The 23,613-nt window shown below is 65.1% G+C and carries 24 protein-coding genes; 14 read left to right on the plus strand and 10 right to left on the minus strand.

Annotated features, from left to right (window positions below; genetic code table 11):
* Positions 1-94: 94 nt before the first annotated feature.
* The 3 genes from QH195_RS16935 to QH195_RS16945 all read right to left on the minus strand — a co-directional run bounded on the left by QH195_RS16935 (position 95) and on the right by QH195_RS16945 (position 2,771).
* Complete coding sequence (locus QH195_RS16935; protein ID WP_280436095.1) at positions 95-1,015, minus strand: siderophore-interacting protein; 921 nt, start codon at positions 1,013-1,015, stop codon at positions 95-97.
* 181 nt (positions 1,016-1,196) lie between these two features.
* Entirely contained in the window at positions 1,197-2,033 is an 837-nt protein-coding gene (locus QH195_RS16940; RefSeq protein WP_280436096.1) for a mycofactocin-coupled SDR family oxidoreductase, read from the minus strand.
* A 108-nt stretch (positions 2,034-2,141) separates the two neighbouring features.
* Positions 2,142-2,771 carry a TetR/AcrR family transcriptional regulator gene (locus QH195_RS16945; protein WP_280436097.1) on the minus strand — a complete coding sequence of 210 codons (630 nt, stop codon included), beginning with the start codon at positions 2,769-2,771 and terminating at the stop codon, positions 2,142-2,144.
* A 223-nt stretch (positions 2,772-2,994) separates the two neighbouring features.
* Here QH195_RS16945 and QH195_RS16950 point away from each other — a divergent pair, with 223 nt between their 5' ends.
* Positions 2,995-4,272 carry a cytochrome P450 gene (locus tag QH195_RS16950; protein WP_280436098.1) on the plus strand — a complete coding sequence of 426 codons (1,278 nt, stop codon included), beginning with the start codon at positions 2,995-2,997 and terminating at the stop codon, positions 4,270-4,272.
* Between the two features lie 48 nt (positions 4,273-4,320).
* On the opposite strand, the gene QH195_RS16955 is transcribed toward QH195_RS16950, so the two are convergent.
* The gene (locus QH195_RS16955) at positions 4,321-4,998 is read right to left on the minus strand and encodes a TetR/AcrR family transcriptional regulator (RefSeq protein ID WP_280436099.1); all 678 of its coding nucleotides are present in this window, start codon (positions 4,996-4,998) and stop codon (positions 4,321-4,323) included.
* A 109-nt stretch (positions 4,999-5,107) separates the two neighbouring features.
* Here QH195_RS16955 and QH195_RS16960 point away from each other — a divergent pair, with 109 nt between their 5' ends.
* From QH195_RS16960 to QH195_RS16970, 3 genes are read left to right on the plus strand one after another with little or no spacing between them, the layout of a single operon-like run.
* Positions 5,108-5,830: a carboxymuconolactone decarboxylase family protein gene (locus QH195_RS16960; RefSeq protein WP_280436100.1), complete on the plus strand. Its 723-nt coding sequence runs from the start codon at positions 5,108-5,110 to the stop codon at positions 5,828-5,830.
* 16 nt (positions 5,831-5,846) lie between these two features.
* Positions 5,847-6,677 (plus strand): mycofactocin-coupled SDR family oxidoreductase, encoded by an 831-nt coding sequence (locus QH195_RS16965; RefSeq protein WP_280425822.1) that lies wholly within the window; start codon positions 5,847-5,849, stop codon positions 6,675-6,677.
* A gap of 38 nt (positions 6,678-6,715) precedes the next feature.
* Complete coding sequence (locus tag QH195_RS16970; RefSeq protein ID WP_280436101.1) at positions 6,716-8,194, plus strand: aldehyde dehydrogenase family protein; 1,479 nt, start codon at positions 6,716-6,718, stop codon at positions 8,192-8,194.
* A gap of 93 nt (positions 8,195-8,287) precedes the next feature.
* On the opposite strand, the gene QH195_RS16975 is transcribed toward QH195_RS16970, so the two are convergent.
* Positions 8,288-8,674: an MmcQ/YjbR family DNA-binding protein gene (locus QH195_RS16975; protein ID WP_280436102.1), complete on the minus strand. Its 387-nt coding sequence runs from the start codon at positions 8,672-8,674 to the stop codon at positions 8,288-8,290.
* Positions 8,675-9,010: 336 nt separating this feature from the next.
* Here QH195_RS16975 and QH195_RS16980 point away from each other — a divergent pair, with 336 nt between their 5' ends.
* Entirely contained in the window at positions 9,011-9,343 is a 333-nt protein-coding gene (locus QH195_RS16980; RefSeq protein WP_280436103.1) for a cupin domain-containing protein, read from the plus strand.
* A gap of 52 nt (positions 9,344-9,395) precedes the next feature.
* Here QH195_RS16980 and QH195_RS16985 read toward each other — a convergent pair whose 3' ends face one another.
* A complete protein-coding gene (locus QH195_RS16985; RefSeq protein WP_280436104.1) occupies positions 9,396-10,199 on the minus strand; it encodes an IclR family transcriptional regulator in 804 nt (267 codons plus the stop codon).
* 176 nt (positions 10,200-10,375) lie between these two features.
* On the opposite strand from QH195_RS16985, the gene QH195_RS16990 reads away from it, so the two are divergent.
* The 3 genes from QH195_RS16990 to QH195_RS17000 all read left to right on the plus strand — a co-directional run bounded on the left by QH195_RS16990 (position 10,376) and on the right by QH195_RS17000 (position 12,835).
* The gene (locus tag QH195_RS16990; RefSeq protein WP_280436105.1) at positions 10,376-11,137 is read left to right on the plus strand and encodes a CoA transferase subunit A; all 762 of its coding nucleotides are present in this window, start codon (positions 10,376-10,378) and stop codon (positions 11,135-11,137) included.
* A complete protein-coding gene (locus QH195_RS16995) occupies positions 11,134-11,778 on the plus strand; it encodes a CoA transferase subunit B (protein WP_280436106.1) in 645 nt (214 codons plus the stop codon). Before QH195_RS16990 ends, QH195_RS16995 begins: the two co-directional genes overlap by 4 nt.
* Positions 11,779-12,040: 262 nt before the next feature.
* A complete protein-coding gene (locus QH195_RS17000; RefSeq protein ID WP_280425815.1) occupies positions 12,041-12,835 on the plus strand; it encodes a TetR/AcrR family transcriptional regulator C-terminal domain-containing protein in 795 nt (264 codons plus the stop codon).
* Positions 12,836-13,009: 174 nt separating this feature from the next.
* Here the strand turns inward: QH195_RS17000 and QH195_RS17005 are convergent, their stop codons facing one another.
* From QH195_RS17005 to QH195_RS17015, 3 genes are read right to left on the minus strand one after another with little or no spacing between them, the layout of a single operon-like run.
* On the minus strand, positions 13,010-14,704 hold the full coding sequence (locus QH195_RS17005) for a nitric oxide reductase activation protein NorD (RefSeq protein ID WP_280436107.1): 1,695 nt from the start codon (positions 14,702-14,704) through the stop codon (positions 13,010-13,012).
* A complete protein-coding gene (locus QH195_RS17010; RefSeq protein WP_280436108.1) occupies positions 14,701-15,519 on the minus strand; it encodes a CbbQ/NirQ/NorQ/GpvN family protein in 819 nt (272 codons plus the stop codon). The genes QH195_RS17005 and QH195_RS17010 overlap by 4 nt, the downstream gene beginning before the upstream one ends.
* Before the next feature lie 24 nt (positions 15,520-15,543).
* Positions 15,544-16,686, minus strand: coding sequence for a spirocyclase AveC family protein (locus QH195_RS17015; protein WP_280436109.1), 1,143 nt, complete (start codon positions 16,684-16,686; stop codon positions 15,544-15,546).
* A 122-nt stretch (positions 16,687-16,808) separates the two neighbouring features.
* Here QH195_RS17015 and QH195_RS17020 point away from each other — a divergent pair, with 122 nt between their 5' ends.
* Positions 16,809-17,276, plus strand: a complete 468-nt coding sequence (locus QH195_RS17020) for a MarR family winged helix-turn-helix transcriptional regulator (protein ID WP_280436110.1) — start codon at positions 16,809-16,811, stop codon at positions 17,274-17,276.
* A gap of 103 nt (positions 17,277-17,379) precedes the next feature.
* On the opposite strand, the gene QH195_RS17025 is transcribed toward QH195_RS17020, so the two are convergent.
* Positions 17,380-19,029 (minus strand): GMC family oxidoreductase, encoded by a 1,650-nt coding sequence (locus tag QH195_RS17025; protein WP_280436111.1) that lies wholly within the window; start codon positions 19,027-19,029, stop codon positions 17,380-17,382.
* A gap of 504 nt (positions 19,030-19,533) precedes the next feature.
* On the opposite strand from QH195_RS17025, the gene QH195_RS17030 reads away from it, so the two are divergent.
* The 5 genes from QH195_RS17030 to QH195_RS17050 all read left to right on the plus strand — a co-directional run.
* Positions 19,534-20,319 (plus strand): MlaE family ABC transporter permease, encoded by a 786-nt coding sequence (locus QH195_RS17030; protein WP_432278429.1) that lies wholly within the window; start codon positions 19,534-19,536, stop codon positions 20,317-20,319.
* Entirely contained in the window at positions 20,319-21,182 is an 864-nt protein-coding gene (locus QH195_RS17035; protein WP_280436112.1) for an ABC transporter permease, read from the plus strand. The genes QH195_RS17030 and QH195_RS17035 overlap by 1 nt, the downstream gene beginning before the upstream one ends.
* A gap of 4 nt (positions 21,183-21,186) precedes the next feature.
* Positions 21,187-22,245, plus strand: coding sequence for an MlaD family protein (locus QH195_RS17040; protein ID WP_280436113.1), 1,059 nt, complete (start codon positions 21,187-21,189; stop codon positions 22,243-22,245).
* Positions 22,245-23,249 (plus strand): MlaD family protein, encoded by a 1,005-nt coding sequence (locus QH195_RS17045; RefSeq protein ID WP_280436114.1) that lies wholly within the window; start codon positions 22,245-22,247, stop codon positions 23,247-23,249. The genes QH195_RS17040 and QH195_RS17045 overlap by 1 nt, the downstream gene beginning before the upstream one ends.
* The coding region (locus QH195_RS17050; RefSeq protein WP_280436115.1) for an MlaD family protein at positions 23,237-23,613 on the plus strand (377 nt) is incomplete at its 3' end. The genes QH195_RS17045 and QH195_RS17050, both read left to right, overlap by 13 nt.

Raw genomic sequence — 23,613 nt, forward strand, 5'->3', positions numbered from 1 at the left:
CCTGGCTGAACAACCCCGTCGAGATGGCGGTCGCCGGCGGCGCCGTGCGAGACCTTCCCGCCGGGCCCGCGGTCATCGGTGGCCGAGGTCAGCGCTAAACCGCCCGGGACCCGAGAACGAGATCAGGACCGGCGTCGCCCAGGTCGATGGACTCGGCCAACTCCGGGTCGCGGATATCGGCACCGGCGGTGGCGGCATGCCGGTAGGCGATCAGGTTCACGGAATCGTTCTCGGTGCTGGTGATGCCGCGTTTCCAGTAGGCCCGGGCAAGGAGGTCGGAGCGGTCGACTCCCCATACACCGACGGCATGCGCACGGATATCGCGAACCTGGGCAGCCTCGGCAGCGATCCAGACCTGGGTTCGGCGACCGCCGGATATCGAAGCGGGGGTGTGGCCGAGGACCCGGGTGATATCGGCGAAGTGGTGCAGCGTCAGGTTCGAATGCGCCGGAACGAGTGCGATATCGGCAGGATCCGGGGTGGCGATGTAGGCCGATACGGCATGGTCCGGGTCGAGACCCTCGAGGATGGCGGAGATGGCCGGGAGTGCGGTGCCGTCGCCGATCAGCACATGATCGCGGATTCCGGCACCGACCGCCCATTCGGGTCGCATCCCGGACAGCGATACCGGGTCGCCGGGGCGCGCGGCGGTGAGCCAGTCGATTCCCACGCCGTGGTCGTGCCGGGCCACATCCATGGTCAATCGGCATGCCCGCGGATCGAACGCGCGGACGGTGAAGGCACGGAGCACCGGCTGCACGGTATCGGCGGGCCATTCCGGAAGCCCGGACTCGCCGCGCACCGGTGTTGCCACCGCGGAATCCCGCGCAGGTGGCAGCATGAGTTTGAACGCATCGGCCGGATGCGGGTCGCGATATTCGTCCAGATCCGGTCCTTCGAGGACGACGCGAGTGTATCCGTGGGTCAAGGGCTCGATCCCCGCGACGAACAACTCGAGCGACAACAACCGACGGCCCTGTGATCGTTCCCAGATCCCGGCCTTGATCGACTCCACCGCACCCACCTCTCGATAATTAGGGTAGGTAACCCTAATTTCGATGGTAACGCAAAGTCCAGCGCACATGCGAAACCCCACGAGGCGATCTCGCCGTTCACCTCGACGTGGCGACGCCGACAGCAGTGACCGGCGTCGCCACATCCCCGCGCAACCGCCCGGCCACCGGGCCCACGGCTCACTACTTCAGGAGACTTCCCGCGTCGACCGGCAGTGGAAGTCCGGTGATGTAACGGGCTTCGTCGGAAGCGAGGAACAGTACCGCGTTGCTGATGTCCACCGGTTCCACCCAGCCCACCGGCAGGACGTGCATGAGCTGGGCAACGGGGGCGAAGTCGTCGGGGCCGGGGTTCTCCAGATCCGGCCGGAACAGTTTCATCGTTCCTTCGTTCATGAACATCGGAGTGTTGACATTGGTGGGCAGCACCGAGTTCACCCTGATGAAATGCTGACCCAACTCCACGGCAAAACTGCGCATCAAGCCGATGACGCCGTGTTTGGCGGCGATGTAGTGTCCGGTGTTCGGGTATGCCTTCAGACCGCCTACCGAGCTGGTCAGGACGATCGACCCCCCGCCGGCTGTCAACAGGTGGGGCACACCGGCTTTCACCGTTTTCCACACCCCGGAGAGGTTGATATCGATCATGGTCTGCCAGTCGGGTTCACTGGTCTTGTCCAGGGTCTCGCCACCGTTGCCGATACCGGCGTTCGCCACGATGACGTCGAGGCGACCGAGCTGTTCCACCCCGTTGTCGAGTGCGGTCTTCAGGGCGTCGTAGTCGCGGACGTCGACCTGTTCGGTCACGATCCGCCGCCCGTGATTCTTGACCAGATCGGCGGTCTCGGCCAGATCTTCCGGTGTCGACGGGGCGATATCGTCACTGCCACTGACCGGCGCACAGACGTCGACGGCGATGATGTCGGCACCTTCCTGCGCCAGCCGGACCGCGTGACTGCGCCCCTGTCCGCGTGCTGCTCCCGTGATGAAGGCGACCTTGCCTTCGACCCGACCGGCCATGTTCTACCTCGTTCTGTCGTCGAACGGCCGCCACGCAGAACCGGCGGCCGCGAAGATCGAGCAAATTTTGATCGATCGATAAAACTGTGACACCGGCGGCAGGAACTGTCAACGACGAACCGGTTGTTCAGGGTGGCGGGCACCTCCGGCGGTCGCGACCGGCGGCCGATATCGGCTCATCAGGTCCTCGACGAAATCACGCAGTTCGTCGTGCCCTCGGCGCATCCCCACAGCGCCTTCATTGCAGAGGATCCGGGCCGCGCCGGTGAGCAACATCGACACGACGACAGGCGGGAACTGGGCGAGGTCGACCCCGCACGAGCGCAGAACGAGCGTGACAGCAGCGGTTTCGATATCACGGACCCGTTCGGCGAACACCTTCAGCTCCGCCCCCACCGCCTTACGATGGTTGGCCAACGCCATGAACTCGGTGTTCAGCTGGGTGAACCGGGCATCAGTGTTGATCTCCCACAACACCTGCAGCGGGTCGTCGGCGGTGAGCGCCTGCCGCATCCGGTCCAGCGCCTTTTCGCCACCGGCACGCATTACCGCGACGAACAGGTCGTCCATCGTCGGGAAGTAGTAGTACACCAGGGTCGATTTCACCCCGGCCACAGCCGCGACCCGGCGCGAGGTCGCCGCGGCGTACCCCTCCTCACGGATGATCTGAGCGGTCGCCTCCATCAGCCGCAGCCTGGTCCCGGTGTCGTCGGCTTTGCTGGCACGCTTCGTAGGCATTCAGTGGCACCGCCCGAATTCGAGGCCGACCGGCCCCTTCGCGAAAGAGGCCCCAATCCTTGACTGCCCGAAATGCCACATGGTAACCATGGTGCACTCTAACATTTTATCGATCGATCAACTTCTGCCGAGACCGGCGCCGGCCACCTCGAGCTGATCGACGAAACAGCGAACGGTCCCCGCGGCGTTGCCGCGCGGACCTGCACCGAAAGGCTGCGAGCCGATGACCGACCTTGCCGCACGGGATTTCTTCTCCGACGAAGCCATCGCGCAGGACCCCTACGCGTACCTCGACCAGCTGCGCAGCCGGAACCCGGTGTTCCGTGAACCCCACTACGGGGTTGTCGCGGTCACCGGCTACCAGGAGGCCAACGAAGCCTTCCGCAACACCGCGGACTTCTCGGCGTGCATCTCCATCGGCGGACCGTTCCCGCCGCTGCCGTTCGAGCCGGCCGGCGACGATATCTCCGCCCAGATCGCCGCACACCGCCATCTGTTCCCGATCTTCGAACATATGGTGACCATGGACCCGCCCGAACACACTCGCGCGCGGTCCCTGCTCAATCGCCTGCTCACCCCGAAACGGCTGAAGGAGAACGAGGACTACATGTGGCGGCAGGTCGACCGCCAGCTCGACGAATTCCTGGGCACCGGACGATGCGAATTCCTCGGCGAGTACGCGAAACCGTTCGCCACCTTGGTGATCACCGACCTGCTCGGCGTACCCGAAGCCGACCGGGAGCGGTTCCGCGAGACCCTGGCCGGCGACGACCGGTCCGGCAGGCGCCCGGGCGCCCTGGACCACGAACCGGTCGGCAGCAATCCACTGGAATGGCTGGACGAGACGTTCAGCGCCTATATCGCCGATCGCCGCCGTACACCCCGCACCGATGTCCTCGGCACCCTGGCGACAACTCACTATCCGGACGGCACACTGCCCGAGATCATCGACGTCGTACGCCCCGCGACATTCCTCTTCGCGGCCGGCCAGGAGACGGTGACGAAGCTGCTCAGCTCCGCGGTACGGGTGCTGGCCGAGCGCCCGGATCTGCAGCAGCGACTCCGTGCCGACCGTGGTCTCGTCGGCAATTTCATGGAGGAAGCGCTGCGGATCGAAAGCCCCACCAAGGTCGACTTCCGGCTCGCCCGCCGGTCCACCTCGCTCGGCGGTGTCGATATTCCCGCCGGCACCGTGGTCATGCTCTGCATCGGAGCCGCCAACCGCGATCCCCGCAAATTCGACGAACCCGGCGAGTTCCGAATCGACCGCCGCAATGCCCGCGAGCACATCGCCTTCGGCCGGGGTATCCACACCTGCGCCGGAGCCCCACTGGCGCGGGTGGAGGGTCAGGTCACCCTCAACCGGATGCTCGACCGGATGAGCGATATCGCGATCGACGAGAGCGCACACGGCTCCGATTCCACGCGCCGGTTCGAATACGAGCCGACATTCCTCCTACGCGGACTACGCGACCTCCACATCACCTTCACCGCGGCCTGAACTCCCGTCGCGGATCCCGGCGGGGAGGCCAGACCCCTCGCCACGGCGTTACGGAAGCGTACGCAGGGTAGGTCGTTCGGTCCCGGAGATCTCGAGCGCGGCCAGGGTCTCGGCCGAAGGCGGTGTGGCCAGTTCGGCCACCAGCGTATCCAGCAGCTGACCGACGTGGACCGCGAACGGCGCTACAACCGAACCCATCCGGCGCATACGGTGACGGTCCGCGCAGATATGCAGGCAGATGGCCGACGCCTGATGAATACGGATATCTCGCAGGGGCTGGGGAACATGATCGATCAGCGCCCCGACACGTGCGTAATAGGCGCGTTCGGAGTCGCGATGCGTGGCGGGCAGTTTGTCCAGCGGGTGCATTTCCCGCACAAGCTGTTCGAGGAACGACAGGTAGTAGCAGTCGTCGTCCTCGGCCAGTTCCATCAGTGGCAGCTGGTGGGCCTCGACGACCCGCCGCAGATCACCTTCCGGGACACGGGCTTCCAGCAAACGGCGGCGCCGTGTCAGGTCCTCGACACGGTTCAGCAGGATCGCATCGATCAATCCCTGTTTCGATCCGAAGTGGTATTGCACCGCCGATTTGTTGCCCATTCCGGCTTCGTCACCGATCCGGCGCAGCGGGACTCCGTCGAGTCCGTGTACCGCGTAGAGCCGCTCCGCGGTGAGCACGAGCTGCTGCTTGGCGGAGAGACCTACTCGGGGACCTGACTCGATCATGAATCCATCAAACCACCCCTGTACTTTTTAAGTCCTTGGCCTTAATGTCGAATCTGTCACATTAATATTAAGTAGATAGGTAGGCGTTATGGGGAGCTACCGGTCCGTGATGACCGTCGACCCACCCGAAGCCGGCACCCCCTTCGAGCGCGCGGCCCGCGAGTTCGTCATCGACCAGGTGTGGGCACGGCCGGGGCTGGCGCGCCGCGAACGGCGGTGGGTCACCCTCACCTGCGTCGGCGCGGCCGATGCGCCACAGCCGATCGAGGACCAGGTCTTCGCCGCCCTCAACAGCGGCGATATGACCATCGACGAGATGCTGGAATTCGCCCTGCATTTCGCGGTGTACAACGGCTGGCCCAAGGCGTCCCATCTCGAAGGCGTCATCCGGCGGCAATGGGCCCGCATACAGAGCGAGCGGGGACTCGACGCCGCGATCCGGCCGCCGGACAACGCGAGCCTGGGCTCGGCCGATTGGACCGAACGCATCGCCGAAGGCACCCGGGAATTCATCGAGGTCAATATGATCGACGCCCCCTCGCCGGAAACCCCTTATATCCATGCCGGGATCCTGAACTTCGTCTTCGGCCATGTCTGGCAACGGCCCGGCCTCAGCCGGCGTGATCGCCGGTTCATCACCGTCGCCTCTGTCGCCGTCTGCGATGCCGCCCTGCCGCTGGCTTCTCATGTCGGCTCGGCACTGGAATCCGGCGATATCACCAAGGCCGAGATGGACGAGGTCGTCCTGCAGCTCGCGGCCTACTCCGGTTTCGCCAAAGGCGAGGCCCTGCACGCCACGGCCGAAACCGCCTGGGCCCGGCTGGGCCACTGAGAGAGGAATATCCACCATGTCAGGATTGGACGGACGCGTCGCGTTCATCACCGGAGCAGGCCGCGGTCAGGGCCGCGCCCACGCCGTACGCCTCGCCCGCGAAGGCGCCGATATCATCGGTATCGATATCTGCGAGAACGTCGCCTCGATGACCTACCCCAACGCGAGTGAAGCGGACCTCGCCGAAACCGAGAAGCTGGTCCGGGGTCTGGGCCGCACCATGATCGCCCGCAAGGCCGACGTCCGCGACTATCACGCCGTCTGCGCGGCGTTCCAGGACGGATACCAGCACTTCGGCCGCCTCGACATCATCGTCGCCAACGCCGGAATCATCCGGATGGGCCCGGAATCCGACGATTTCCTCGCCGACTGGAACGACGTCATCGACACCAACCTCACCGGTGTCTACCACACGATCCGCGCCGCACTGCCGGCCCTGCGCGAGGGCGGGCGCGGCGGTTCCATCGTCATCACCAGCTCCACCGCCGGACTGAAGGCATCCCCCTCGCTCAACGCCAGCGGTAATGCCTACGCCGCCGCGAAGCGCGGCGTCGTCGCACTGATGCAAGGGCTCGCGGGCCATCTCGCGCCCGAATGGATCCGCGTGAACACCATCCATCCGACCGGTGTCGCCAGCGGTATGACCCATAACGACGCCATGCGCGAACTGATGGAACAAGCCGCCGCCGGTGGCCAGAACTCGATCTCCGGTATGCAGAACGCACTGCCCTTGCAGATGCTCGAAGCCGAGGACATCGCGAACGCCGTTGCCTACCTCGTCTCCGACGAAGCGAAGTTCATCACCGGCGTCCAATGGCCGCTGGACGCCGGCTTCATGATCCGCTGACCGCGCCACCGGTCACCACACCGACGACAGAGACCGCCATGACCTCCAGCCCCGCCACCCCGATCCCACCGGAGACTCTGCCCACCGGCCTGCTCATCGCAGGCGAATGGGTCCACGGTGCTTCCGGAGGCACCCACCAGCACATCTACCCCGCGAACGGCCGGCCCAACGCGACCGTCGACCTGGCCGGCGCCGCCGAAATAGACGGTGCGGTTCGATCCGCCGCCGAAGCGCAACGCGAATGGATCTCCTACACCCCCGAGCGGCGACGCGATCTCATGATCGACCTCGCCGACGCCCTGCACGCCGACACCGAGCACATGGGCCGGCTGAACGTGCACGACTTCGCGGTCCCGATCAGGATGAGCCCCGGCCACGCCGCACTCGCCGAGAAGTACCTCCGCTACTACGCCGGCTACATCGACAAAGCCAACGGCGCGAGTACACCGGTCTCCGATAAATTCGATGTCAACCTGGTCGAACGCGAACCCTATGGCGTGGTCGGTGTCATCGCGCCGTGGAACGGGCCACTGGTCGTCATCGGTCTCGCGGTCTCGGCCGCACTGGCCGCCGGAAACGCCGTGGTACTCAAACCTTCGGAGATCTCCCCGTTCACACCGCTGCGTTTCGGTCGGCTCTGCCTCGACGTCGGCATGCCCCCGGGGCTGGTCAACGTCGTTCCCTCGGGTCCGGAGGGCGGTGATGCGCTCGTCCGTCACCCCGGAGTGGACAAGATACATTTCACCGGCGGTGGACACACCGCCCGCACGGTCCTCGCCGCCGCCGCGCAGCAGCTCACCCCCGTCGCCACCGAACTCGGCGGCAAATCGGCGAATCTCGTCTTCGCAGACGCCGACCTGGACCGAGCAGCACAACTGGCCGCATTCCAGGGACCGCTCGGCCAGTCCGGGCAGAGTTGCGCCTGCGGCAGCCGGATCCTCGTGCAGGACTCGATATACGACACGTTCATGGAGAAGTTCCTGTCCGTCGTCACTTCCGCCACCGTCGGCGACCCGTTCGACCCGCTGACCCTGGTCGGTCCCGTGGTCAGCCGAGCCGCCACCGACCGGATACTGAACACCATCGACCGCGCTGTCACCGAGAAGATGGGGGAACTCGTCACCGGAGGCCGCCGCCTCGGTGGCGACCTGGCCGACGGCTACTACCTCGAACCCACCGTCTTCGCCGAGGTGGACAACCGGTCACCGCTGGCTCGAACCGAAACGTTCGGTCCGGTCGTCTCGGTACTCCGATTCTCCGACGAAGAACAAGCCATCGCTTTGGCCAACGACACCGATTACGGACTCAACGCCTACGTCCAGACCCGTGACCTGACCCGTGCACACCGGGTGGCCCGCCGACTCGCCGCCGGATCCGTCTGGATCAACAGGAACAGTGACCTTTCTCCGCAGAGCCCGTACGGCGGGTACAAGCAGAGCGGCACCGGCCGCGCCGGCGGACTCGAAGGACTACACGAATTCCAGCAGGTCAAGAACATCCGCGTCGCCATGCCGTGACCTCTGGCCGGGCGCGGGTTCAGCGGAGGCAGGACGCGGGGCAGCGAACCGGCCGACCGGCGGTTGCCGTTTGCCGCTCGGCACCGGGAAGGGTCATGGTTCTCCTCGCACGAATCGCTTCGGGTCCACCGGCTGCTGATCCTTCGGGAGTTTTTCCACGACCAGCAGATACGATTCCGTCACCAGATCGTCGACCAGCGCCGCGTCGATGTCATCGCCCGGGGTCAAGGTGATCCAGTGCCGCTTGTTCATGTGATAACCGGGCGCGATGTGCTCGTAGGACTCCCGCAGCGCTTCCGCTTCACCCGGCTCGGCCTTCACTGTCACCATGGGCTCACCGGTCATCTGCGTGAGCAGCATGAAAACCTTTCCACGGACTTTGAAAACATCCCAGTCCGGACCGAACGGGTGTTCCAGACTCGCACCGGGTAGCTCTCGGGCCCGAGCCGCCGCCCGCTCTTGCTGTTCCGTTCCCCGCATACGATCACCCCTTCCGGTTTCACAAATTGCCGATCGGAACGCTTGTTCAGCGTGGCCGCGCGATTCCGAGGGTACGGTTTCTCCCTCCGGTCGACGGTGGCCGAGGTTTGTATCGTATCCACCACCATCTCGGCCGTTACTGTCCCCGCGGCTACTGGGATGGCGGCCGGGGTGCTCACCGGAGGACCTTTCCGGCTCGACGATGCCGCGTAGGTCCAGCACTTTCTTGATCGCGAACCAGGGCGACCTCCGCCGGCGGGCCGTGGTGCCGTCGTGCAGCACACCGCCCCGGCTACTGTGACACTACGCAGTGAGAAGGGGTTCACCATGGCTGTCATGCCTTCGCGGGCTCGCAAATTCAGTTCGGCGATGGGTGAGGACGCCGTCCGCTTCGGCGACCGGATCCTCATCGCGCCCGGTTTGGACAAAGAGGCGGGCGGGTCGATGAGCGCCTACACGTCGTTCTTACACGCGGGCGCGCGTGCCGAGCTGCCGGCTGCCTACGCGGAGGTCTGGGTGGTGCTCAGCGGAGCGCTGCGGGTGGGCGAAGACAGCGACACCGTGACGGTTCGTGCGGGTGAATTCGTGCACATTCCGGAGCAGACGCCCGGGGTCGTCGAGGCCCTCGAAGACACCACCATGGTGTGCGTGTCGGTGCCCGCTCATTGACGAGGGCCGCGGCAGTCCCTGCACCATCCGGGTGGCAGTTCGACGGCCCCGATCAAGAAGGGCCCGGATTCAGCGTGTGCGGCCCGGCGGGGCGCCGGCGTAGCTCCCGCGAGAGATGGTGCGCATGGCGGAGTAGCAGACCGCCCAGCTCGCCGCGGCGGTCGGCGCGGAACCGGCTCTCGACTCCGGTGAGACTGAGTGCCCATCGGGGCTCGTCGCGCTGGTCGAAGACCGCCGCCGCCATGCCCCAGCTGCCCTCGACGAGCAGGCCCGGATTCACACACCACCCGGATTCCCTTGTGGCGGTGATGCGCTGGACCAGCTCGGGGCGTGCGTGGGGGGCGCCCCAGTCGGTACTCAGGTCGGTCCGGGCGAGATAGTCCTCGATATCCCGGTCGGGCAGGTGTGCCAGGATCACCAATCCTGCCGAGGCGACACCGAGGGGAAAACGGATGCCGGGGTACAGCACGTGGGACCGGAGCGGGAAACTGCCCTCCTCACCGGCCAGGCATACCGTCTCGTCACCGCGGCGGACGGACAGGAATGCGCTCTCTCCGGTCTCCCTGGCGAGTACCCGCAGCACCGGCCGGGCGGCATCGCCGATGTCGTAGCGCTCCGCGGCGAGCGAGCCCATGAGGAACAGTTCCGGGCCGAGGAGCCATCGCCCCGTTCCGGCGTCGCGGTCCAGAAAGCCTTCCTCGGCGAGGGCGACGAGCAGGCGGTGGGCCGTGGGCCGCGCCAACCCGGTCCGGCGTGCCAGATCGCTGGTGGTCACTCCCTGATCACCTTCTGCGGCGACCGCGCGCAACAGGGCGGCCGCGCGCCCGAGGACCGACGGGTTCGGCTCTGCGCTCATCCCTCCATCCTACGTTCACTGAGTGGACGTAGAACTGGCACAGCGTCCACACGATGAGCAATACCTGCTTCGGTCAACCTGAACCCTTGCCAGTTCAGACCGGTGAATGTTCTCGTGGAAGAACCTCGGCAGCAGCGTTTGCTGAGTGGACATACAAGACGAGAGGCAAGCTGGGAATGGAACCGAAAGTGGTGGGGAACGCCGCCGCTGCCGTCGCCGATATCGGTTCGGGAGCGACTCTGGCGGTCGGCGGATTCGGGCTGTGCGGCGTCCCGGACGCCTTGATCACGGCCATCGCCGAGGGCGAGGCCACCGGCTTCGAGGTCTACTCCAACAACTGCGGGGTCGACGACTACGGGCTGGGAATCCTGCTGTCCGCCGGTCGTATCGCCCGGGTGACCGCCTCCTACGTCGGCGAGAACAAGGAGTTCGCGCGCCAGTACCTCGGCGGCGAACTCGAGGTCGAACTCCTCCCGCAGGGCACGCTCGCCGAACGACTACGCGCCGGTGGCGCGGGTATCCCCGCCTTCTATACACCGGCCGGGGTCGGGACACCGATCAGTGAGGGCGGGCTGCCGTGGCGGTATGGGCCGGACGGTTCGGTCGCGGTCGCCTCACCGCCGAAAGAGGTGCGAGTGTTCGGTGGCCGGCGCTATGTGCTCGAGGAGAGCATCGTCGCCGATTACGCCCTCGTCCACGCCGCCGTCGGCGATACCGACGGCAACCTGGTGTTCGAGAAAACGGCGCTGAACTTCAACCCGCTGGCCGCGATGGCCGGGCGGGTGACCATCGCCCAGGTCGAGGAACTCGTCGCCCCCGGCGAACTCGATCCGGCGCATGTGCATCTGCCGGGGGTGTTCGTCCAGCGGATCGTGCACACCGGACCGCAGAACAAACGAATCGAGAAGCGCACCGTACGGCAGGAGGCCACCCGATGAGCTGGACACGCACCGAAATGGCAGCCCGCGCGGCCCGCGAACTCCTCCCCGGTGAATATGTCAACCTCGGCATCGGCCTGCCCACCCTGATTCCCAACCACCTGCCCGACGGCGTGAAGGTCGTCCTGCACAGCGAGAACGGCATCCTCGGCACCGGCCCCTACCCCACCGAGGATGCGGTCGACGCCGATCTCATCAACGCCGGAAAGGAAACCGTCACCGTCGAACCGGGCGCCGCGTTCTTCGACTCCGCACTCTCGTTCGGCATGATCCGCGGCGGCCATATCGACACCGCGGTCCTGGGCGGTATGCAGGTCTCGCGAACCGGCGACCTGGCCAACTGGATGGTGCCCGGCGCCATGGTCAAAGGTATGGGCGGCGCGATGGACCTCGTCCACGGCGCCCGCCGGGTGATCGTGCTGATGGAACACACCACCCGCGACGGCTCCCCCAAGATCGTCGACACGTGCACCCTGCCGCTCACCGGACAAGCCGTCGTGCACCGCGTGATCACCGACCTCGCCGTTCTCGATATCACCGGCGGACGGGTGATCCTGCGCGAAACCGCACCCGGGGTCAGCGTGGAACAGGTGCGACAAGCGACCGGAACGGCACTCACTGTTGCCACCGCGCCGGCCTGACACCGAAGACAAGGTGTGCGGCGGGAGGCCCACCACGCCAGGCGGTTTATCGTGAAGAGCAGGAGGTTTCCGGACCCAGCAACTGTCCGCACAGCACCCGACGACCCATCCGCTGCGAAGCCCGACAGAATACCCTTGTGGTAACGTCAACAGTGACAGTTTCGGCAAAGTAGCGCACCGCGGAGGCTTCATGGCCGGCTAGCCTCGACAGACCCCGTACTGCGCCTTGCCGATATCACACCAGCGAGGAAGTGGGTTCGAGATGGCGAAGCAGGGAACCGCGACGAAGCGCCCGAGACGCGAACGCGGCTCTCTCAACCCCGACGATATCGTCGCGGGCGCATTCGAACTCGCCGAAGAGATCTCGATCGACAATCTGAGCATGCCGTTGCTGGGCAAGCATCTCGGCGTCGGCGTCACGAGCATCTATTGGTACTTCCGCAAGAAGGAAGAACTACTCAACGCGATGACCGATCGAGCGCTACGGCAGTACGCGTTCGAGACGCCTTTCATCGAAGCCGAAGACTGGCGCGAAACCCTGCGCAAACACGCACAGACCATGCGGCAGACCTTCCTCGGCAACCCCATCCTGTGTGATCTGATCCTGATCAGGTCGGCCCTGAGCAAACAGGCGGCACGGCTCGGCGGCAAGCAGACGGAGCGGGTGATCGCCAGCCTCGTCGAGGCCGGATTCTCCTTGGAGGCCGCCGTCGAGACGTACTCTCGGGTGCAATTGCACGTACACGGATTCGTTGTGCTGCAACGCCTCTCCGACAAGAACCGCGAGCTCAGTCCCGAATCCACCGCATACTACGAGAACGTGATCATCGACCCGGAGACCACTCCACTGCTGGCGCAGGCCGCCGCCAAGGGGTACCACTCCGGAGCGCCGGACGACCGGAACTTCGAGCACGGGCTGGACTCCATTCTCGACCACGCTTCCCGGTTGCTCTCGGGAAGCGAACACAAGCAGAAGAAGCCCGCACCGGCGCGACGTACAACCCGTTCGACAGCCGCGAAGACGGGTAGAGCTCGGACGCGCGCCGCGGCCGAGTAACCCACCCCAAGTTGCCGATCCCCAGGTCGGCGCCCCGGTTGGGCATGACATACCGGGACTTCGGTCGCTGAGCCTGCACAGCCACTGCCGTGCACGGGTCCCGGCCACTCGTCGGCCACAACACGCGTATCCGCGACTGTTACCGCTGCCCGGCCGTCCCTGGGTGAGCTCGCGTCATCCGCGGCGCGGTTTCGGCGCGCTGAATTCCCGTATACCGGCCAGGAACAGTTCGTCCATACGCGGGCTCAGCTCGGCGAGGGTGGCGGCGGTGGCGTAGCCGGCGGCGCCGAAGATACGCTCGAGCATTTCGGCGTCTGTCTCGCCGCCGAGTGACAGGCACAGACAACCGACGCCGTCGCCACGGAGTTCTTCGACTGCCTTCCGGGTGTCGGCCTCGGCGTAGCGGCCGTCGTAGCCGTCCTCGTAGGGCAACCCGTCGGACAGCAGGAGCAGCAGCCGATTCTGTGTGCCCGATCGGGTTTTGAGGATATCGCCCGCGCCGCGGATACCGGCACCGAGGCGCGTGTACCCGGAGGGCCGGGTCCGGTTGAGCCGTGCTTGCCCGGCGGCGCCGAAACGCTGTCCGAATGTTTTGATCGCCGAGAGCTGGATCGCCTGGCGGCCGTGTGACCGGAACGCGTAGACAGCGACGCGGTCGCCTAATTCTTCCAGTGTTACGGCCAGAGTCGCGGCTGCGCGGCGCTGGTGGTCGTGCACCGTGAAGCCGTTGTGGTCTGCATCTGTGGCGGAGCCGGAAGCATCGAGCAGGATGAGCACACCGAGATCCCGTGCCAATTTCCGGCGTTCGCTGTATATGTGTTCGCGTGGTGAGTAGCCTGAGCGCAGGTCGACGAAAAGACCGATGAGCGCTTCGGTGTCGAATTCGTCGCCTTCGGGCCGGCCACGCAGCATTGTGGAGCCCGTGCCGACCCGGGCAAGGCGTCGGCGCAGCATATCGTCGCGTGAGACACCCTCGGCCAGGTTGTCGGCCTCGGCTGTAACCGGGAAATCGACAACCCGGCACCATTCGGGGCGGTACCGCCGGCGGTGGACATCCCATTCCGGGTAGAGGATGCCGCTCACCCCAGCGACGACGCTGGGCATGCCGTCATCGGTGAATCGGATGTGCGTTTTCCATGGCCTTGTTCGGTCGGCTCCGATCCTGCGCCCACCACGAGGCACTGTGCGCGCCGAGGTACCGGCGCCGGCGGGCCCGGCCCCTGCCACGGCCGCCCGCATGCTGCCACGTTCATTGCGGAAGAAGTTCATCAAACTTCGCACGCTGAACAGTGGATTCCGAAACAGATTCCCGATTTCACCATCCCGGGTCTGCTCATCATCGGCCGCGGACTCGCCGGGCTCATCCGAGTCCAGGAGCAGCTGCCTGTCGGAGGGGCGCGCACTCGCCGCAATATCACCGATGCACAGGAGGGAGGGGTCGATGACACCGAACCAGTCCGGCGGATCGGCGACCGGTCGGCGCGTCCGGGCCACTGCGAGTGATTCCTCGGCGGTCGCGGTACCGGTTTTCCTGCCGCAAGGCAGTTCAGCAGCGCGCAAGACCGGATCCGGCAGCTGGGCGAGAACCCGCTGTCCCTCCAGGGCCAGATAGCGACGTGCCAGTGTCGGTCGTCGCCGCAATGCCTTCACCACAGGCGGAGCCAGGCTTCCCGCACCGAGAAGTGCGGCCTGCACGAGTACCTCCCGACGCTGCTCGACACCAGGCCGGCCGGACGTGATGAAGATGGTCCGGCCGGTGGTATGCGCGGCCATCCCGGTCTCCGACCACGCGATCTGCACAGACCGGCCGGCGAGAAAGGTCGCCAGCAAACGAAACCGGTCCGGGCCATCGGGGTCGTCCGCGGTCATGAGCGGGGCAGGACGGCGTCGACGAGTTCGCCCAGTGCACGGACTACTTCGTCATCGTCGGACAGCGCCTGTACGACAGCCGACTGGACAGCACTGCGCAGACTCAGCCCTTCCGCGACCAGGCCGCCTGCGAGGATCAGCATCCTCGTGGACGACACTTCTCGTAGCGGCGCCCCGTCCAGATTCCGGATAGCGTTGCCCAGGGTCACCAGCGCACGCGCCGTATCCTCGTCGATCCCGGCTTCGTGGGATACCACCTCGGTTTCGACCTCGGCCGGCGGAAAGCCGAGTTCGATGGCGATGAACCGCTGCCGGGTCGACTCCTTGAGGTTCTTCAAAACACTCTGATAGCCGGGATTGTACGAGATCACCAGCTGAAACCCGGGCGCCGCCGACAAGGTCGCCCCGAGCCGGTCGACCGGGAGTTCGCGACGATGGTCGGCCAGTGGATGGATCACCACGGTGGTGTCCTGACGTGCCTCCACCACCTCGTCCAAATAGAAGATGGCACCTTCGCGCACAGCCCGCGTCAAAGGCCCGTCCACCCACACTGTTTCTCCGCCCTTCAGCAGGAAACGACCCACGAGGTCCGCCGACGTCAGGTCCTCGTGCCCGGCTACGGTGATCAGATCGCGGCCGATCTCGGCCGCCATGGCCTCCACGAACCGCGTCTTTCCACACCCGGTGGGGCCTTTCAGCAACACCGGCAGACCGCGACGGGCAGCTGCGCGGAACACTTCCGCTTCGTTGCCGACCGACTTGTAGAACGGCGTCGCTGAAACAGCGCGTACATCAGGGTTATCGGTCAGTATCATCGGTTTCCCAATCCCCCGACGACGTCAGTTGCCGGGATTGCAGCGCTGGGACTGCTGGTCGATATGGGCGGGCCTGCCATCGGGTTGCCCGATCTGCCAGGTGCTTCCCGCGCCGGCGGTGAACGGTCCGGGAGCGCCCTCGGACTCGTAATACCCGTGTGGGTCCCATGTCTTCGCTGCCGGGTACGGCCACGGGCAGGCGACAGTGGATGCGGCGCCGGTCGCACGCAAGACCCAGAACGCCGAACTGAAACTGAACATCATGACGCTCAGGACGATCGCCATCACCAAGAAGGTGGCCAGGTTCGGACGCCGGTCGTGGAACTCGAACCGCCGCGCGATCTTCTCCGCCTGGGAACGCCCGGTATCGTCTCGATAGAGCAACAGTGACGCCGGAATCATCACGATCGTGATCAGTACACTCGCCCACAGCAGCGGAAACTGCGTGTTCTTGCCGGCATTGATCGAGCCGAACTCGACGACATGCGTGTAGGTCAGGAACTGGGTGTGTACCAGGAATACTTCCAGGAGGATGTCCCAGATCACGCCACAGATGAACGTCAGCACGGCCAGGGAAATCAAGGGGTGGCGCCACACGAACGAGTCCGGCCCCCGACGCCGTTGAACGGCGCGCAGGATCGGCATCACCAGGAAGTACGGGAGCAGGATGTAGGGCGCGTAGACGAACGAGGTCAACGGCTCGATCACCGGAGAAAGGTTGAGCCACGGCCACTCTCGCGGAAAGTGCCAGAGGTCCGGGTTGTAGACCAGGCCGATGGCCCAGTTGTTGTACGGGTCGACCCACAACAGCGTGCTGGTCGCAATGACCATCAGGATCACCGGGTGCCCCGGATGCCGCCGCCAGCCCCAGACGCAGGCGATGACGGTGGCAATGAACAGGACGACGCCCAAAAGCTGTCCCACAGTGAGCCAATCGATCTCTGACCACAGTGGCTCGACCGGCGGTGGTTTGTCCGCTCCGCCGGGATTACGGTTGTCCGGTGATGCCGGGCCGTGCTTCTCGGCGGTCGCGAAAACGACGCCGGCCACCACCGCGGCGACAGCCCAGCACGCGAGTGCCTTCCACGACCACAACCGGGCTGTGCCCGGTGGCGTGATATCGCTGTCGGGCTTTACGGGAACTCGCTTCGGTTCGGTTGATTTCATGACACTCCATGCTGATCCTCGAGCCCCCCTGGGCGTGTAAACGGCTTCCGCCTCGATCTGAAGAGTAACCCAAGGTAGTTCAGAAAACGTATATTTAGGCGAATGTAGTAAAGTACCAGGTCGTGAGCGACACCATTGGCGCTGCCGACGACGCTGATATCATCGACTTCCTCAGTGCCGTAACCGATGTCCGGCGGATGATCTCGAACCTGACTCTGCCGGTGGCGCGAAAGCGCCGGATATCCGAACGCGCACTCGGAATCATCTTCCTGGTCCACGCCGGCCTCGACCGTCCGGGACTCTTGATCGACTATCTGAATGTGCTGCCGAGCACGATCACCTCCGATGTGGAGAAGCTGGTCGCTGCGGGGCTGTTGGGGCGGACGTCATCCCCCACCGACCGCCGAGTCATCAAACTCGAGGTGACCCCGCGGGGTGTTGCGACACAACAGCAGTCGTTGCGCGAGCTGCACGAGTTCTTTCGCGCCGGGGCCGCCGGAGTATCGCTCGACGAACTACATGCCTGTATCGCCACCCTTCGAAAACTCAGCGGAGAACCGCAGCCGATCGTGCCGAATCCGCTGCGATAGACCGGAACAGGCGACCATCCCCGAGATAGGAAGTGTTCCGTGGCCTTCACCAGGGGCGGCGACAGTCTGCTCGCTGCCGTGCCGACAGCCGAGCCGGAGCACGTCATCGACAGCCCGTGATCAGCTCGGCTGCGCGCTCACCGATCATCATCGCCGCGGCGTTCGTGTTGCCACCGACGATATGCGGCATGATCGAAGCGTCGGCCACCCGCAGCCCGTCGACGCCGTGCACACGCAACTGCGGGTCGACCACCGAATCACCCTCTGTCCCCATCCGGCAGGTGCCGACCGGGTGATACACGCCTGAGGCATTGCGTCGCACGAAATCCGCCGGGTCTGCGCCGGTCTTACCGGAACCGGGCAGCACTTCACGGCCTACGCCGGGGGCAACCGCGCCGTGGGCAACCGTCTCCCGCACAAGCTCCATGCCGGCGATCAATGTCGCGAGGTCCCGCGGTTCCGCCAAGTAGTTCGGGTCGATCAGCGGGGCGGCGAACGGGTCGGTCGACGCGAGCCGCACCGTCCCCCGGCTCTCGGGATAGAGCATGGTGGGCAGGAGCGTCAGCGACGGTGACGGGTCAGCGGCCAAGTGGAGTCCTGGCTCGTCCTGGTTTTCCGGATAGCTCATCGGGAGGATGAACATTTGCAGGTCGGGAACATCGGCGCGACTCCGCACACCACTGTCCACGAAAGCTACGGCTTCGAACAGGGTGTGCGCCAGATACGTCGACCGCGGGCGCACACATTCACGCACCATTGCCCCGGCAAAACTCGCCGGCGATGCGCTGCGCCCACTGGGCGCGAGATAGGACATCGGGACGAATAGATGGTCGTGCAGATTATCGCCCACGGGCAGATCGGCGATGACTTCGATCCCGTGCTCACGCAGGTGCGCAGGATGGCCGATTCCGGAGAGCATCAACAGGCGCGGCGAACCCAGTGATCCCGCACTGACGATGACTTCACGGTCGGCACGGGCAGGTTCGATCGGACGCCGGTTACCGGCCGCAACCAGTTCCACACCGACCGCGCGGCCGTTCTCCACGAGCACCCGGGTTGCGGTCACACCGCTTACCACCTGGAGATTCGGGGGGGCATCCGACAGGTATCCGCGATCGGTTCCTACCCGCCGGCCCGCGCTGGTGCTCTGCTGTAGCGCGGCGACACCGGCCTGCCGAACCCCGTTGTAGTCGTCGTTCGCCTGGACGCCCGTGATCGCCGACAACGCGGACATGAAGCTTTGTGTCACCGGAGCCAGCCCGGTGGTCCGCTCTACCGCGATCGGACCGGCCCCGCCACGCAGGTCACTCGGCCCATCCTCGAAACTTTCCAGCCGCCGGAACGAAGGGAGTACGTCGGAGAACCCCCAGCCGGCGGCGCCGGCACCTGCCCAGTCGTCGTAGTTCTGCCGGTTTCCGCGCACGAACGCCATCCCGTTGATCACACTTCCACCGCCGAGGGCACGACCATGGGACTGAGGAAGCCTGCGGCCACTCATGTGTCGCTGCGGAATCGTGTACGCGGGCCAGGTGATACGACGTTGCAACAACGTCATCGCGTGGATCGCTCCGCACATTCCGGGGATCGTGACGAGTGGCCCTCGCAGCCTGCGACCCGACTCGATCAGCGTAACGGTGGCGCCGGTGTCGGCCAATCGCCGAGCGACGACGGCGCCCGCGCTGCCCGACCCCACGACTACGTAGTCTGCCGATCTCGAGTTGGCGAAGCCCTTGCTCGAACGTGCCCGCTTCATCCAAAACCTCCGTGGTCCCACTGCCCTCGAGATAGTATTTCAGAATCCGAACTTACTGTACAACAGCACACTGTAATGCTTATAGTTCCTTTTACTGTTGCTCGGCGAAAGCTGACCGGCAAGTAGCAGCCGCCGATAATGAGAACCTTTGGACCAGCACTTTCTTGGAGGATCGATGGATCGACAGCAACGTATCCGCCGCCTGGATGATCGATCGCTTCCTTGCGAAGATCGGCGAGCTGCGATGCATGATCTGAACTGTTCATCATGCGCATCTCGGCAAACGTGACGCCGGTGCTCCAGCGACCGGCCGGCGCCTTGCTCCCGCGGGTGCTCATGCGACTGCCGCATCGACCTCCGGTTCGCCCCGAGCGATATCACCGGTTGACGGAAGGGTGACCGATGGTGCAAACCCCTCCCGGCCAGTCGGATGGTCACGATGTCACGGTGGCCGGGCCGGCCGGGCCATCGGAGACGGCGGCACTGACTGTATTACGCCGAAACTTGTCCGAGACGCTTGTTTCGAGCATCGCCACGCTGGGCCGGGGCCTGCGGATGAGTGGGCACGCGATCCGCGTCGGCATCGCCGATGTGGCGCAGGGGCGGTTTCAGACGCGCGAAACCCTCTCGCAGTCATGGTTTTTGATCAAAGTGACCGCAGTTCCGAGTGTGTTGATGGCGATTCCGTTCGGTGTGATCGTGTCCGCGCAGGTCGGAAATATCGTGTCGCAGTTGGGTGCGGATTCCATGATCGGAGCGGCCGGCGGGCTGGGGGTGATCAAGCAGGGCGCACCGATGGCGAGCGCACTCATGCTCGGCGGTGCCGGGGCCGCGGCGATCGCGGCCGATCTCGGGGCGCGGACGGTGCGGGAGGAAGTCGACGCGATGCGGGTCATGGGCCTGGATCCGGTCCAGCGGCTGGTGGTCCCGCGGATTGCGGCGATGATGCTGGTGGCACCTCTGCTCAACGTTCTCATCGTGGTGGTGGGCATCGGCTCGGGATTCTTCGTCGCTGTCGCCGCGCTCGATGTCACCCCGGGCAGCTACTGGACGTCGTTCGGTGCCTTCACCACCCCGCTCGATATCTGGGTGTCGCTGGTCAAGGCATTTCTTTTCGGATTCTTGGTGGTGGTGATCGCGTGCCAGCGCGGACTGGAAGCCAAGGGCGGCCCTCGCGGTGTGGCCGACGGCGTGAATGCCGCGGTGGTCATGTCGGTCGCCGTGGTCACCGTCTTCAACACTGTGATCACACAGGTGGTGACCATGTTCTTCCCGCTGAGGATGGCGTGATGACGGCCTCCCCCTATATTCCGCCCGGACTGCGGTGGGCGGGCCGGTTACGTCGCCGGCTGCGCCCGTGGGCACCGATCGAGTCGACCGGGTTCGCGCTCGGCTTCGCATGGCAGGCCGCCTCGGCAGTGCCGTACACGCTGGTACATTATCGTCGGCAGACGGTCATGGTGATCACGGACATGACGTGGGGCCGTGGCTCGGTGATCGTCGGCGGCGGGGTGGTGCCGCTGATGCTGCTGATGGGGGCGGCGATGGGTGCCTCGATCGGCATCGAGGCATACAGTGCGCTGAACCTCCTGTCGCTGGGACAGCTCACCGGCCTGATGTCGGCCTTCGGTGTGACACGCGAATTGGCGCCGATTGCGGCGGGGGTGGGTTTCGCCGCGCAGGTCGGATGCCGCATGACCGCGGAGATCGGGTCGATGCGAATATCGGAAGAGATCGACGCGATCGAATCCCTCGGTGTCCGATCGGTGCCGTTTGTGGTCACCACCCGGATTATTGCCGGAATCGTTGCCGTGGCACCGGCTTTCGTAGTGTCACTGATCCTGGCCTACTTCTCCTGCGAGCTGATCGTGACAACCGTGCACGGCACACCGTCGGGCACCTACAACCACTATTTCGATCAGTTCGTGCTGGGCTGGGATGTGGTTGCGGCCACCATCAAGGTGGTCGTGTTCGCGATCGCTGTGGTGTTGATCCACTGCTATCAGGGGTACTTCGCCACCGGTGGGCCCGAAGGTGTGGGGACCGCGTCGGGCCGGGCGGTGCGGGCGAGTCTGGTCTCGATCATCGCATTGGACATGGTCGCGACGATCGTGCTCTGGGGGTTCCGTTCTCCGATCACATTCACAGGATGATGCCGTGCCTGCTTATTCTCTGCCCGGTACCGAGGTCAGTCCTCGCCGCGCCCGCATCCTCGGCGTGTTCGTGGTTGCACTTGCCCTCGTTGCTTTCGTGGGGCACCGAATGGCCCCGAGCGGTATGCCGGCCGGACAGCTTCAGGTCGCTTTGCTGACCGCGCAGATCGGTGAGGGCGTCGCGGCGGGTACCGCTGTGCGGCTGGACGGAGTACGCGTTGGTTCGGTGTCGTCGATCGACCGGATCGGTTCGGGAAGGCAGCGCATTTCGCTGAGCTTGCAGAGTTCTCAGCTGTTCGGGCTGACCGATGGGTTGAGCGTCGATTTTGCGATGGGGAACCTGTTCGGCATCAGTGCTGTCGATCTCCACTCGGGCGACGGTGGCACGATACTCACCGACGGCGCCACGATCGACCTGACCGGCCACAACGCCGACCGGCTCCGAGACGCGACACTGGCGGCGCTGCTGGAATCCACCGGTGGCCTCACCACCGATGTACTGACACCGAAGCTGGCGGCACTGCTGGCGACGGCAGCGCGCGATGTTCGGGCGCTCAGCCCGATCTTGCAGGCCATCGGCACCACCGTGCGATCGTTCACCGACACCCAGCAAATGCCCACCTCACTGCTGTTCCACCGACTCGGAGCGACATTGGAAGGTGTGCCGGCGCTGATCTCCGGCGGAGTGGAGGTTCTGTACTCGGCCTACACCAACGAATATCTCTCGACCCCGGAGCACATGGATCGATACGGCCGGATGTTCGCCGATCTCCAGAGTCGGCTGCTGCCGGCCACTGCACAGACCCTGAGCACCGGCCGGCACTATTTCGCCGAGTTCGTTCCCCTGATGACTGCCATGCTGGACCGCTTGTCGAGTTCGGTCGGCACGCCGCAACGTTCGGGCCGGCAGTTGAGTGATCTCCTCGATCGCCTCGGCACGGCGTTCACCGACACCCCGAATGGACCGGTGCTCAACGCCACAGCCGATCTGGAGGTCGTGCCTGGGCTGGCCGGTCCGTTGTCGACGGTGTTCGGGCCGAATACCACGCCGGGAGTTCGCTGATGTCGACACGATCGCTCTTACTCCGGGTTTCGGCCGCTGTGGCCGTCATCGTCATCGCATTGATCGGAGTGTTCCGCGTACTCGAGCGGCCGGTAGCCGGGGCGACCGATACTTACACTGCGTTGTTCACCGACGCCAACGGCCTGCGCACGGGTGATGACGTACGAATGTACGGGGTGGCGGTCGGCAAGGTGGGCGAGGTCGAGTTGGCGGGAAGCCTCGCCCGGGTACGTTTCACGGTGATCCGTGATCGCCCGGTATTCGTCGACAGCACAGTGGCGATCCGATATCAGAACCTGACCGGGTTCCGCTACCTGGAGGTCCAGCAGCCGGATCGGCCCGGCACGCGACGCGACCCCGAGGCGGTGTTCGAGCCGTCGGAAACGGTGCCCTCCTTCGATATCACGAGACTGTTCAAAGGGTTGCAGCCGGTACTGAAGGAACTGTCGCCGGATGATCTGAACCAGTTCGCGACCAGCCTGCTGGCGCTGATCCAAGGAAACGGAACGGGTGTAGGTCCTGCACTTGATGCCATCGAAAAGTTGAGCCGGTACGCCTCGGATCGGCAAGCAGTGTTGTCGACACTGGTGACCAACCTGGCCGAGGTCTCGGTACATCTGGGCGGCAGGTCAGGAAATTCGATGCAACTGCTGACCAACCTGACGAGCCTGTTCACCGCGATAACCGACAAGCTGCCGGGGCTGGTTGATTTCGCGATCACCATTCCACCGGTGCTGAAGCCTTTGCGGGACATGCTGGAAGTGCTGGGAATCACCGGCAAGCCCGGCAAGGATTTGGATGCCCTTCTACAGCAGGCATTTCCGTCGCCGCATGATGCCGCGGCAGTATTCGGCCGGCTGCCGGGCCTGATCCAGACGATCGCGGCGGCCTTACCGCCGACCGGGCCCGAAGCGGCGATGACCTGTACACACGGATCTGCGCAGGCTCCGGAGCCACTGCAGATCCTCATCGCCGGACAAAGGATCACACTATGCCACCGTTGACCCGCCTGCGACGGGCACTGTTCTCACCACTGCGCTCAATTTTCGCGTCGAAGTCCGAACGCGATGCCGAACTACGCTGGGGTATAGCGGGAATCTGCGGGGTGCTGATACTGCTCGCCGCGATCGGGGCCGTCTACATCACCCGAACGAACAGCGGGCGAAGCTATTCCGCCGATATGGCCGAAGCCGGTGCCATCCGGCCGGGGGACGATATCCGGCTGGCCGGGATAGCGGTGGGAAAGGTGAATTCGCTGACGCTGCTGCCGGACCGGGTCCGCATGAAGTTCACCGTCGAGGACGAGGTATTCGTGGGCGATCAGACCGCTCTGGATCTCCGTATGCTGACAATCGTCGGCGGTTATTA

This window comes from Nocardia carnea (assembly GCF_029868855.1).
Classification (GTDB): domain Bacteria; phylum Actinomycetota; class Actinomycetes; order Mycobacteriales; family Mycobacteriaceae; genus Nocardia; species Nocardia carnea_A.